The sequence below is a fragment of the Rhodococcus sp. FG69 genome (assembly GCF_057808915.1).
This window is the reverse complement of the sequence record NZ_JBMDIX010000012.1, coordinates 54,485-66,044: the sequence shown is the minus strand read 5'-3', so window position 1 is coordinate 66,044 and position 11,560 is coordinate 54,485. Positions and strand designations below refer to the sequence as shown.

Here is an 11,560-nt window from a genome sequence, read left to right as displayed (position 1 = left end):
CGGACAATCATCAGCGAGTGTTTCGAGTTCGACGGCGCTCTGACAGCCAGAAGTATCCTTCGAAGCCGACGAACGCCACGCACCCCACTGCTGCCGCCCACCAATACGTAACGTCCAACCGAAGTATCAGTACGGCTTCGGTTGGGAACAACGCCAGCAAGAACAGTCTCCACCAGCGGTCCTTGCGGCGGGCGTGCACGTCGATGGGAGCCTCGGTGTAGTCGACTGGCCGCATGGGTTCCACCGTTCCACCGTTCCACCGTCTCACAGACGTTCGCCCGAAGCGCGATTCGCACCTTCGAGTCTCCGGTGGCGGCTCCGCCGCCAGTGGCACGGTTAAGTTCACTCTGATGCACTTATTCGTGCCACTGGCGCGGAGCGCCAGCTGGGAATCACAGATTCTTGATCTTCTCGAACGGGTAGCCACCGACGACCACGGCGACGAACACGTACGCAGCCAAGAAGGCCAGCTCCCAGACGGTCCGCTCGCGAGCGAAGTCCGAGAACAACCACACGATGGGCGCCACGAGTAACAACGCGCCTGCGCTGCACCACACCGTGAAGGCTCTGTTTGCCGTCGCGCGCAGCCGAGGGTCGGTCACGACTCGATCGGGCACCTTCGCGCCGTAGTAGTCGCGGTGCAGTACCTTCCCTCGAATGCCCACGCTGGCAGCGTAAGCGAATGCACCGAGGCCGACCAGCAGCAGTATTGCAAGGACCGTATTCATCGAGCTGTCTCCGTCCGCCACGGTGCCCGCGGCTCCGCAGCGGCATGGTTATGTTCACTCTGGTGCACCCAAACGTGCCACTGGCACGGAGCGCCCCGCCGAGCCCATGACGTGGCGTCAGGACGATCGTTCGCGGCGCCCGTTCAGCCACACACCGCGGACGAGCATCAGCACAGCCAGACTCAGACCCCAACCTATTTCGGACAGTACTATTCCCACAGCGGACTGGCCGGTGATGTCCGTGCTGGCGCTGACAGTGAACGCGGTGGTGAATCCCGCTGTCGTACCCGCCGCCGCGGCCAAGCCACCCGCCATCGCCCACCGGGACAGGTGCGCCGCCGCGAAGCACACCAGCACCACCGTCGCTCCGCACGCGAGAACTTGCCACGTAGGGAACGCATTCGGCGCAGGCAGTCCCGGACCTCGAACCTCGCCTCGTTGATCGGCCGACCAACTCAGCCAGCCCGCGCAAGCTACGAAACCAAGAAGAAACGCGATCGATCCTGTAGCCCACAACCCGAAGTTGCCAGTACCGGTCCGCGCAGTTCGCTCCGACTGCAGGACCAATCGGATGACCACCGCACCGATCAACGTGGGCACACCCACGAATATGAACAAGAGCCATAGAAACTGTGACCAGGAAAATGCGAAATCCACTGTCGACTCGTAATTCCACTGATCTCGCATAGTGCTCACACTGTCACGGTTGCCCCGTCCAGCACCGAACGACCCTTTCGGTCACTCAGAGTGACCAGATGAGTCGTTCGGTCACATTCGCGTCGGGCCTCAACCGACACTCACGGCGTCTCACCGTTCGCCCACGCCTCGATCCAGTCGATGGACTCGTCGGGCAGCTCGTAGAGTCCATCGTCGGACTTATCCGCCCACCATCGAGGTTCACCGTCGTAGACTGCGACGATATCTGCGCTGACTTCGGGATCCAACGGCTCACCGTTGTGCTCGACGAGCCAATCCCGTGTCTCGTCGCGGAGCTTCGGCCACCACTGTGCAATGTCCATGTCATGACTATCCCGCCGGACCGGTCCCGGCACAACCCACGTCCGATAGCGTCGACGGATGGACATGGTCACGCTCGTTCTCGAATCACCGCGGGGACGTTTCTTCTGCGCGAATGTCGCATACGCGTGTAGCACCGACGACCGAGCGGCCGGCTACCACCGACCCCGTGCACCCGCAGACGTACTCGAGGTGATCGCGGGCGTCGATATTCGTGCAGTGTCCGACCTATCCGAACGCGACCTCCTCGAAGCACTCGCGTTCGCAACGGACTTTGCACGCTACTGGCAACCGCCGGACGAAGAGGACATCTGGTTCGCCAGTCCGGATGTCCTGACGGCATTGCGCCCGATAGCGTCCGCGGTGTTGGAGTCCCCGCTGACCCAATGGTGGTCCGATCCGGTCGACCTCGACAACCAGCGGATGGTTGGACACCGCATTTCCGGCGTCGAATGGCCGGAATCGACGACGCCCTATCGCAGCGCGGATGCTGCCCTGGACCGATGGCGCGAACACGTCCTCGAGGGCGAGGCCCGCTTCCGTCAGTGGCGAATCGAGCGTCCGGACAACAGGATCGGCGGTGACTGGTGGTCGATACCATTCCCCAGCGCGGCCACGGTGACCAGCCGAGCTCGGGACTGGCTGGGCGCGCTGAGCTTGATCCTGGACGAGGACTCGTCGAGCATGGGCGAGGCCCGAGTATGGCCGATCGCCATCCACGGAACGCCTCGGGTCTACGAAATCGACGGCCCCACAGCCTGGGCACAATTGGTCGACGCATATCCGCTGGCTGTAGCCGGATCCAAGCGATCGGACTGGCTCGACACCACCGGCGAAGTGCACAACTGGTTCATCCCCGACTGGGCTGCGGTTGCCCACGATTTCGACGGCGTCCACCTCACCCTGAACGGCTACCTCACTACCCCGGGCATCGCAGTACCGTTGCAGAACAACGACGGTGCGACAGTGCTCGCCGGTTTCGACCCGGACACGACGTGGTGGCTCAATGTCGATGCCGTGCACATCGAGGACGAGCCCACCCTCTGGCGGGTGGATGACGAGCGCTGGGTCAGGGTCTGAACGACCCCAACGATTCACAACGCTTCCATTCGTTTACAACGCAAGTGCGTGTTGTAAACGAACGGAAGGTGTGTAAGTCGGTCGATGGCATGCTGGACTCATGGCGAAGAGGAAGTGGTACGACAACGAGTTCCTGAACAAATGGGGCTGGGTACTCCTCGTAGGTTGCTGGGCCGTGTTGGCCGGGCCCGATGTGGTCGAATCCGTGATCAACGATCCGTCCGCCTGGGACATCGCGAAAGCACTCGCATGGCTGCTGGCAATCGCGGTCGTTGCAACCAGTAATTTGCGACAAAACCCACAGCCGCAGCGAATCGACCCCGCCACCGTTCCATCCACCGACGTTGCCGGCGCGATCGCTGATACGCCGTCGCGAGTCGGTGCAGTCAAGCTGCTGAGGGAACGAAACCCTGGTCTGGGACTGAAGGATGCGGCGGACCTCGTCGATGCATCGGACACCGAACGCGAGGGTCGATGAACTGGCAGGACTTCGACTGCGTAGAAGAGTGGGAGCTCCCGCTTGTCCCGTCGTCGGGAGAGGGCGCTCCGACGCACATCGTCGACGCTTGCGGCGCAGTCGGTCGCGACCTTCACCACCGTAGGTACGGACCAGACGTGGACATCGCTGCTGCAGTGTGGACCATCTCGCTGCACGAGGAGGGCAACTGTCACGTCGGTCTCAGACCAGGCGCTCGACACTCGGTGCCGAATGCGTATCCGCTACATTCATTCTCGTTCGGTGGAACCCACATCGATCAGGCACTCGAAACCGCCACTGTCATTATCGCCGACGCGGTTCAGGGCGAGCTCGCGGGCTATCCGCCGCACATACAGTGGCCGATCGAGGAGAAGCGCTTACTACTCCCTACCGTTCGCGATGGTCAAGCGATTTGGCGGGACCCGCGCACCGACGAGCGCGTCGTCGAGATCGGCTTCCTGGGTTCGACCCAGGCATGAATTTTGCCACGAAATGCGTTGCGGGACTATCGCCATATCCAGTCGGTAACTCCCAGCGGCACAACCGCGACCGAATTGTCCAGCTGACTTGCTGACGCCCCGTGTTCTATCGTCCTCGCGTACTCCTGCCACGAACGTCGGTAGTCTCGCGGGATGACTTCGGACCTGGTGATGGTTGACCTCGATGGCACACTCCTGGACCGTGATGCCGCGTTTCGTCGATCGGTCGAACGATTCGTTCACGTACACCGTCTCGGTGAACCAGCTGCCCAATGGATCATGAATCTCGACGCCGATGGCTACACCCCACGCGCGCACGTCGCCGACGCACTGACCGCCGAATTTCCGATGCTGCGTTCGACGGACTGCTGGGCTCTCCTCGACGAAGGGGGAAGCGAGGACGTCGAAATTTCCGAAAGTGTTGTGGCTGCGTTGAATTATATCCGTGCAGCCGGTCGACACGTCGTGATCGTTAGCAATGGCCCCACCGCCATGCAGGAGCGCAAGATTCATCGCACGGGTTTGAATGCCATCGTCGACGGTTGGGTGATATCCCAAAGCGAGGGAATCGCCAAGCCGGATCCAGAAATATTTCGTCGCGCTGCGGCGAAGGTCGGCGCGGAGGGCAGGGCGCGTGGATGATCGGCGACAACGCTGAGTCAGACATTCGAGGTGCGCAACTAATCGGATGCCGAACGTCCTGGATCAGCCGTGGTCGAGAATGGCCGCACACGGACTTCCAGCCGACACGCGTCGACGACGATGTCTCCGATGCACTCCTCGCCACGGAACGTCGAAGTAGGGCCATCCAGTGAATTCAGCTCACCGCCAGGCCAAATACAGCATTCGATTCGAATGGGGCCTGTCCGGCGCACAAGCAGTCGCGCCGGGTTGCGAGTTGGCCGTCGTAGTCGACATCCTCTCGTTCACCACCACATTGAGCGTTGCCTTGGATGCAGGAATCACCGTGTTGCCCTTCCGAGTCCGCGGCGACAAGGCCGCCGCCTACGCAGCCGAGGCCGACGCGACGCTGGCCGTCGGGCGATCTGTTGCCCGGGGCGACCAGATCAGCTTGTCGTCGTCCACGATCCGGGATCGCACCGAGCACCCGGCGCGGCTCGTCCTGCCCTCGCCCAACGGTTCGACGATCAGCTACGAACTCGCCGGGTCCGCTACAACAGTGGTCGGAGCGAGCGTGAGAAATGCACGCGCCGTCGCCTCATGGATATGCACTACATACCCACAAGGCGCGAAAGTTGCCGTCATCGCCGCGGGTGAACAGTGGCCAGATGGTTCACTCAGGCCCGCCATCGAAGACTTGTGGGGAGCCGGAGCTGTCCTCAGCGCGATGACGAGATCGGGTTGGCTACCTGTGTTTTCGCCGGAGGCCGAGGCAGCCAGCGCCGCATGGAACAGCGTCGAGCTCGACTTCGCGGCACGACTCGAGCACTGCGCGAGCGGACGCGAACTGATCGACGGCGGACACCCCAGGGACGTAGCGATCGCAGCGGAAGTGAACACCAGCGCCGTCGTTCCCGTTCTGCAAGGAGATCGGTTCGTCCCTGCCACCAAGAACAACTAGCGCTCGGCCGCGGATGCCGTGTACCACCAACCCGAGAGGAGGAGCTGGCAGGATCGGGACATGACATGGATTCGATTGGCATGGCTGACCTTGGCGATCGCAGCCGTCGTGCTCGCGGTCGCCTCTGGCCGCTCTGTCCGCCACCATCCCTATGGCGGCAGTCGCGATCGTGCTAGCAATCGTCCACCACACCGTCGCGTCTCATAGCAGCCGTATGCAGCTTAGGACTCCTCGATGACACCGCGCATCAGCACCTCGTGAACGTCTGCAGGAATCTCTCGATAGCCTCCGAACCCGGCAGACCGCTGGCACCCGTCGAGCTCGAACGACACCACCGCACCACCTGAACCATCAGGCCGAAGTAGTTGAGCCGACGCGTGCCGCGTTGCCTGCAGACCGCACGCCTGCGCGATCGGCGCGTTCACTGACGTGCGGACGACCGACGCGCTCTCGACTTCGCCGAGGACGAGCGAAGACCCCGGCGCCGATTCCACTACCGAGGGGGCTCGAGCCACAACCGGGTACCGGCATACGTCGGTGTAACCGACGTCGTCGACAGGCATACCGAGGGCGGGCGGAAGCATCTGCCCACCTGCGCGCTCGCGTTCCGTTGCCGCCTCGACGTCGTCGGATGTGGTGCTCTCAAAACCCCAGAAACCAGTGGAGCCCGTGCAGACCGATGAGAAATCCGTGTCGTACCCAGTCGGATGCACCGTCCGCCCTACCTCCTCCAGTGCCTGCAACGCGGCAAGAGGCCCTTCTTGCTGTCCGCACGGACTGGCAGGCCACATCGGACGGAAGGCACGACCAGCGTCGTCGACGAGCCATAGCCCGACTGGAGGACGGATCTCGTACACGCAGGACGCGGAGACGCCGTCTGCGAATCGTTGCGAGTCGACGGAGAACGCTCTCAGGACGGCGTCGACATCTCCTCCCAGCTGCACCGAATCGACAGTCTCGACACCGTTCTGGTCGAGTCCCCGCTGACAGCTCACTACCTCCACCGCTTCGAACTCCGAGGGCGGGTAGCCCGGTTCGGGCGCAGTTTCGGTGATCGCCGGGTCCCACGGCCCCAGGCCCGTCAGCGCGGTGTAGATGTCCTCTGCCAGGCAGTCAGCTGACTCTGCCGTGGTGGCCGTATCCGGTCGGTACGAGACCGTGTCCCCGCCGAACCACGGCAGACGGTCGCTGCACGACGTCGACGCCAGTCCACACAACGCCACCACCGTGGCGACAAGGTAGGTACGGCGCATACCTCAGGCTACGTTCACCAGTTCGGTAGGACCATCGCCAGGAAGCCGAGGCCGACGACCACACCCACGACGCCGCTTCCGATGGCCAGCCACGTGTCACCGCTCAGTGGATGTTCACCCGTCAGGTGCTCGCTTCGAACTGCCCACACCGCTGCGGCGATCGCGAGAAGCCCAAGGACGATCCCGACCCCTGGCGCCCAGAAGCAGACCACCGACAGCGCTCCGAGCATCGTCGCCAAGTCCGTGTTCTCGGTCCGTGTGTATGCCCGCCGTTGCCACCATCGCCGGGACTCTGTGCCGCCGCCCGTGACCCGAGCGTCCGGTCGATTCGTTGTCACCGTCACCCACTGATCCTTCCTCTTCAGGCGCTGCCCGCAATTGCTCTCGCGCAGCACCATTGGCCGTCCTTGTGGGACGACGCCATCTCAAAAAATTGTGTACAACCATCTTGGCACTCTCCGGACGAGGGTGCTAATTTCGTTATCGCACAGTGATGAGGAGCAGCCCGCCAGCGGGGCGGGCGCATCTTGAACAGGAGGTGGTTGCTGTGCTTCGTTTCGATTCGACCGCTTCGCCCCAGAGCGAGACGGTGGTGTGGCCCGACGCTCCCGATCGCGAGCAGTGGTGGCGACGCACCCTCGGCATCGACAGCGGAGTTCACGAGTGCGATACAGCAGACTTCATCGAGCAGCAGCAAGAAGTGCCGCTCGACGACGACCTGTACCCGGCCACTCCACACGCTTCTCCGGCGGCTGCTTAGCCGATACAGGGTCTGTTACCGGGCCGGAAGTGGTTGCGGCGCAGTTGGTCCGTTGTAGCGTGCGATCGGCCGGATGATCTTGCTGTCGTGGGACTGTTCGACGATATTGGCGCACCATCCGACCATGCGACTGCACGCGAAGGTCGGCGTGAACATCGATCGAGGGATCCCACACAGTTCCATCAGGACACCGGCGTAGTACTCGACGTTCGCGTACAGCTTCCGATCCGGTTTCAGATCCGCCAACGCAGCAGCGATGACCTTTTCGACCTGGACGGCCTTGTCGATCAGCTCGCCGCCCAGTTCCTGCGCGGTGTCGCGCAGCATCACCGACCGAGGATCCTCAGTCCGGTACACCGGGTGCCCGAAGCCCATGATCCGTTCGCCTGCAGCGATTTTCGCGCGTGCCCACGAATCGGCGGACTCGAGGTCGGCGATCTGGTCCAAACCTTCGAGCGCCCTGTCCGGCGCTCCGCCATGCAGTGGACCAGCGAACGAGCCGATCGCTGCGCACACCGCGGACGTCACATCCGAGCCCGTCGACGCGACCACTCGCGCAGTGAACGTCGACGCATTGAACCCGTGATCGATGGTCGCGGTCAGGTACCGGTCGATAGCCCGAGCGTGTTCGTCGTCAGGTACGTCTCCGGTGATCATGAACAGCCAGTTCTGAGCCGTCGTCAGATCCCCGCGCGGTTCGATCGGTTCCAGGCCGGCTCGAATTCGGTACACAGCAGCCAAGATGGTCGGTGTCATCGCGCACAGTCGTAGCGTGACAGCGCGTGTGTCCGACTCCGACGATTCGTAGAGGGGTAGCGAATCGACCAACCCGGACAACACCGTGCGCAACGCAAAGAGCGGCTGCGCCGGCCCTGTTCGGGCGACCGTCGCGACGGCCGCTCGTACGTCGTCCGGCAGTGTCCGCAGTGGCGCGATCGCCTGCATGAAATCGGTGCGCTCGGACCGAATCGGAAGATGACCCTCGACCATGAGGAACCACGCGTCCTCGAAGGTCAGGGTTCGTGCGATGTCGATCGCCGAGTACTGGCGATAGTGGTAGAAACCTTCGTCACCTCGCACGTCGCCGATCGACGTAGTGGTGACGACGACGTTGTGCAGCCCTCGTGGGGCATCGAGAACGGTCATGGCAGGACTCCTTTGTGCTGGTCAACCCCTACGATCCGCGCTAACATTGATTTTTGTCAATGTTGATTGGATCAATATGAAGGATGGCCGAGACCTACTCACGACGGCGCAGGCCGCGGCGCGGCTGGGCGTCAAGCCCGAGACCGTGTACGCCTACGTCAGCCGCGGTATGCTGACCAGTACCCGCCTACCCGGCGTGCGAGGAAGCATGTTCGACGTCGACGAGGTGGAATCACTCGCCGGACGCGACACCGCGCGTCGAACCGATATCGGCGCAGTGGAACGCATTCGGACTCGAACCACATTGCTCGATCACGACACGCTCTATTACCGAGGACGCGACGCCGTCCAACTCAGCTCACGCACGTTCGAGTCCGTCGCCCATTTCGTATGGACGGGCGACGTCGAGGACGATGTTCAGTTCATCGCGGATCCCGTTGTCGTGCAGCGATGTCGAGAGGCCATCGAGCTGATGGCACCGGGCAGCCGGTCGATCGACCGAATACGCATTGCCGTCGACATCGGCGCGACCTATCGTCCGATGCGATTCGACATCGGCGCGAAGTCGGTGATCGACGAGGCCGGACACCTCTTGGCGACGATAGGAGCCTCACTTGGTTCATCATCGACGGAACAGTCAGTGGCAAAACTGATTTGGGATGCCCTGCGGTCCGCGACGTCCGATCCCCGAGGGCTCGTGATACTCCAGGCCGCGCTGAATTTGATGGCCGATCATGGACTCGCCGCGTCGACCCTCGCCGTTCGAGTCGCTGCCAGCACGCGTGCACATATCTATTCTGTCCTCTCAGCAGGACTCGGATGCATCGACGGGCCTCTACACGGTTCCGCAGCCGAGCCTGCGTACCGGTTCCTGACGACGGCACGCGAGGATCCGATTGCTGCTCTGGCACAACAGCTCAGGTCCGGAACGCGAGTCCCTGGATTCGGGCACGTCATCTACACGGATCGGGACCCGCGCGCCGAGGAATTGCTTCGGCTGCTTCGGGACCCTGCTCTCGGCGCAGATCCATCGGTAACGGCGGCTGCGGACGTCGTGATCGAGGAGATGCGCGACCGCTTCGGTATCTTTCCGAATTCGGATTTCGCCCTCGCCGCGCTCACCTGCGCGTACGGACTACGTCCCGACGCGCCGGAGGCGGTGTTCGCGATCGCCCGTATCGTGGGATGGACCGCACACGCACTGGAGGAGTACGACGAGGAGCCCTTGCGCTTCCGAGTGCCGGGCATCTACACCGGTATTCGTCCAGTGAGCTGAATCGAACCGATCGCCGCCTTGACCTCGAGCATCCGCATTGCAACAGGATCTGCAAGCGGAACACTGGAAGGAATCAGCAAAGGTGCCTTCGCGACGACCATTCGAGTGCTGCAGCGGACGATCGACATCGTCGGCGGCGAGGCGTGACATTGGTAGCGAAGTCCGTGAACGTAACGAGCCCCGCGCTGACATCGACGATCACACCCATGGAACGCGCCGCTCCCACCAGGGGAATGTCGCAGGAGCCGAGACTTCCACGGTCGCATCGCGATAGCGCTCGTCGAGCTCGGTCACTGCAACTCTTAGCCGATGAGCATGCCGACCGTCGCGGCGCATGAGTCGTTCCAGCCGGTCACGGGCGCCATCGCCGTAGAAGTGGCCGTCACACATGGGGCAGCCCGTGAACCCGAGCAGTAGCGGCACCCCATTGTCGAACGGGGAGGTCGATCCGACGCGCACTCGCCGCTCGACCGATTCGACGCGCTGACGCCACTGCGCGAGGTATTGAAGAGCCCAACCATCTTTCCGCGCTGGACGCGGTCGATTGCGGTTCACCGGGCAGAAAGGGTCGGCGCCCTCTCATCGAGAAGTGTCATAGTGTTCGCCATGTCGGAGGCGGGGCCGGTGAGTGGATCGGCAATTCGGGTTGACTGTACCTCGATCCGTCAAGGTTGCAATCCTCGCGTACACGCTTGCGTCGAAGCTGTGACTCGCGTTCTGGCGCAACGGCGACAATGGCCATCGTTGGCCCACTCCAGTCGCTACAGCGGAACACGCAAGGGTAGGCTACCCAAATGCCACCACGCACTCTGCGACCCAGTGCCATGAATCGTCGAACGTTCTTTCTGGTCGCAGGGACCGTCGCCGTCGCCGCGGCCTGCGCGCCCGATGTCGAGAAGGAGTCTTCGGAAACCACGGAAATGGTTCAGTTGACAGGCGACGGGTTCGATGTCACCGTCCCCACTCGACCAACGCGGGTTGTGGTGATGGAAGGGCGCGGCGACCTCGAATTTGCCTTGCTCGCGGGATATCCCATCGTTGCAACTGGCAATACTTTCCGACCGGGCGCACGCCCGTCAGGACAGTTCGAGGGAATGCTCGATTCGCATACCCAGGTCATCGGCGGACCTGACGGGCCGACCGCCGAGGAGATCGCCGCTCTCGCACCCGATCTGATCGTGATGCGCGCAAATGGATGGCGCCTCGATTGGTACGGGAACGAGCAGTTGACAACGATCGCGCCGGTGCTTCCCGTCGAGGTGAACGAACCGAATTTCGAGCAGCAGACGGTTGCTCAGTTCTCGGCGCTGGGGTTGCTCCCGTCCGTGCAGTCACGTCTCGACGACTACCACCGGACTGTCACCGACGGGTCCGCGTCCGTCGCGGGCCGCAAGATCGCGCTCATCACCAGCGAACCGGTCGCCAAAGGCTACGTAATTCTGTGGACGAACTACCTCGGCAACGCAGTGGCCTCAGATTTGGGATTCGATGTACTGCACTACGATTCGGAGGACGACGAAGGAAACTATCGTCTGTCTGTCGAGAATTTCGATCGCATCGCCGACGCGGACTTCATCTTTCACCAGACAACGGATCCGACGACGATCGAGGGACTCGCTGCATGGCAGAACCTCCCGGCCGTCAGCGCCGGACGTAGCGCGGTCTTGGATCCGCAGCTGAACAATGGATTGGTCATCACGGCGACCACGTTTGCGAACAGATTGATCGACGTCGTTCGAGACCAGGGATAACGTCGAGGGC

18 protein-coding genes are annotated in these 11,560 nt (G+C 62.7%); 10 read left to right on the top strand and 8 right to left on the bottom strand.

Annotated features, from left to right (window positions below; all coding sequences use genetic code 11):
* Window positions 1–10: 10 nt before the first annotated feature.
* From ACODSO_RS11755 to ACODSO_RS11740, 4 genes are all read right to left on the bottom strand, one after another.
* Complete coding sequence (locus tag ACODSO_RS11755; RefSeq protein WP_489037135.1) at window positions 11–235, bottom strand: hypothetical protein; 225 nt, start codon at window positions 233–235, stop codon at window positions 11–13.
* Window positions 236–392: 157 nt separating this feature from the next.
* Window positions 393–728, bottom strand: coding sequence for a hypothetical protein (locus ACODSO_RS11750; protein ID WP_489037134.1), 336 nt, complete (start codon window positions 726–728; stop codon window positions 393–395).
* 117 nt (window positions 729–845) lie between these two features.
* Window positions 846–1,415, bottom strand: a complete 570-nt coding sequence (locus tag ACODSO_RS11745) for a hypothetical protein (protein ID WP_489037174.1) — start codon at window positions 1,413–1,415, stop codon at window positions 846–848.
* A 110-nt stretch (window positions 1,416–1,525) separates the two neighbouring features.
* A complete protein-coding gene (locus ACODSO_RS11740) occupies window positions 1,526–1,747 on the bottom strand; it encodes a hypothetical protein (RefSeq protein ID WP_489037133.1) in 222 nt (73 codons plus the stop codon).
* A gap of 58 nt (window positions 1,748–1,805) precedes the next feature.
* On the opposite strand from ACODSO_RS11740, the gene ACODSO_RS11735 reads away from it, so the two are divergent.
* The 6 genes from ACODSO_RS11735 to ACODSO_RS11710 all read left to right on the top strand — a co-directional run bounded on the left by ACODSO_RS11735 (window position 1,806) and on the right by ACODSO_RS11710 (window position 5,364).
* A complete protein-coding gene (locus ACODSO_RS11735; RefSeq protein ID WP_489037132.1) occupies window positions 1,806–2,825 on the top strand; it encodes a hypothetical protein in 1,020 nt (339 codons plus the stop codon).
* Window positions 2,826–2,925: 100 nt separating this feature from the next.
* Complete coding sequence (locus ACODSO_RS11730) at window positions 2,926–3,303, top strand: hypothetical protein (protein ID WP_489037131.1); 378 nt, start codon at window positions 2,926–2,928, stop codon at window positions 3,301–3,303.
* Entirely contained in the window at window positions 3,300–3,782 is a 483-nt protein-coding gene (locus tag ACODSO_RS11725; protein ID WP_489037130.1) for a hypothetical protein, read from the top strand. The genes ACODSO_RS11730 and ACODSO_RS11725 overlap by 4 nt, the downstream gene beginning before the upstream one ends.
* Window positions 3,783–3,935: 153 nt before the next feature.
* Window positions 3,936–4,424, top strand: a complete 489-nt coding sequence (locus ACODSO_RS11720; protein ID WP_489037129.1) for an HAD family hydrolase — start codon at window positions 3,936–3,938, stop codon at window positions 4,422–4,424.
* On the top strand, window positions 4,421–4,597 hold the full coding sequence (locus tag ACODSO_RS11715) for an HAD hydrolase-like protein (protein WP_489037128.1): 177 nt from the start codon (window positions 4,421–4,423) through the stop codon (window positions 4,595–4,597). The genes ACODSO_RS11720 and ACODSO_RS11715 overlap by 4 nt, the downstream gene beginning before the upstream one ends.
* Complete coding sequence (locus tag ACODSO_RS11710) at window positions 4,594–5,364, top strand: 2-phosphosulfolactate phosphatase (RefSeq protein WP_489037127.1); 771 nt, start codon at window positions 4,594–4,596, stop codon at window positions 5,362–5,364. The genes ACODSO_RS11715 and ACODSO_RS11710 overlap by 4 nt, the downstream gene beginning before the upstream one ends.
* Before the next feature lie 221 nt (window positions 5,365–5,585).
* On the opposite strand, the gene ACODSO_RS11705 is transcribed toward ACODSO_RS11710, so the two are convergent.
* Together ACODSO_RS11705 and ACODSO_RS11700 are read right to left on the bottom strand one after the other, a co-directional pair.
* Window positions 5,586–6,617 carry a hypothetical protein gene (locus ACODSO_RS11705; protein ID WP_489037126.1) on the bottom strand — a complete coding sequence of 344 codons (1,032 nt, stop codon included), beginning with the start codon at window positions 6,615–6,617 and terminating at the stop codon, window positions 5,586–5,588.
* Window positions 6,618–6,631: 14 nt separating this feature from the next.
* Window positions 6,632–6,961 carry a hypothetical protein gene (locus ACODSO_RS11700; RefSeq protein WP_489037125.1) on the bottom strand — a complete coding sequence of 110 codons (330 nt, stop codon included), beginning with the start codon at window positions 6,959–6,961 and terminating at the stop codon, window positions 6,632–6,634.
* Window positions 6,962–7,164: 203 nt separating this feature from the next.
* On the opposite strand from ACODSO_RS11700, the gene ACODSO_RS11695 reads away from it, so the two are divergent.
* Window positions 7,165–7,377, top strand: a complete 213-nt coding sequence (locus ACODSO_RS11695) for a hypothetical protein (RefSeq protein ID WP_068372399.1) — start codon at window positions 7,165–7,167, stop codon at window positions 7,375–7,377.
* A gap of 15 nt (window positions 7,378–7,392) precedes the next feature.
* Here the strand turns inward: ACODSO_RS11695 and ACODSO_RS11690 are convergent, their stop codons facing one another.
* Window positions 7,393–8,523, bottom strand: a complete 1,131-nt coding sequence (locus tag ACODSO_RS11690) for a citrate/2-methylcitrate synthase (RefSeq protein WP_489037124.1) — start codon at window positions 8,521–8,523, stop codon at window positions 7,393–7,395.
* 76 nt (window positions 8,524–8,599) lie between these two features.
* On the opposite strand from ACODSO_RS11690, the gene ACODSO_RS11685 reads away from it, so the two are divergent.
* On the top strand, window positions 8,600–9,799 hold the full coding sequence (locus tag ACODSO_RS11685; RefSeq protein ID WP_489037123.1) for a citrate/2-methylcitrate synthase: 1,200 nt from the start codon (window positions 8,600–8,602) through the stop codon (window positions 9,797–9,799).
* Window positions 9,800–9,817: 18 nt separating this feature from the next.
* Window positions 9,818–9,946: a hypothetical protein gene (locus ACODSO_RS11680; RefSeq protein WP_489037122.1), complete on the top strand. Its 129-nt coding sequence runs from the start codon at window positions 9,818–9,820 to the stop codon at window positions 9,944–9,946.
* A 51-nt stretch (window positions 9,947–9,997) separates the two neighbouring features.
* On the opposite strand, the gene ACODSO_RS11675 is transcribed toward ACODSO_RS11680, so the two are convergent.
* A complete protein-coding gene (locus ACODSO_RS11675; RefSeq protein WP_489037121.1) occupies window positions 9,998–10,354 on the bottom strand; it encodes a hypothetical protein in 357 nt (118 codons plus the stop codon).
* 239 nt (window positions 10,355–10,593) lie between these two features.
* On the opposite strand from ACODSO_RS11675, the gene ACODSO_RS11670 reads away from it, so the two are divergent.
* On the top strand, window positions 10,594–11,550 hold the full coding sequence (locus ACODSO_RS11670; protein ID WP_489037120.1) for an ABC transporter substrate-binding protein: 957 nt from the start codon (window positions 10,594–10,596) through the stop codon (window positions 11,548–11,550).
* Window positions 11,551–11,560: the final 10 nt, after the last annotated feature.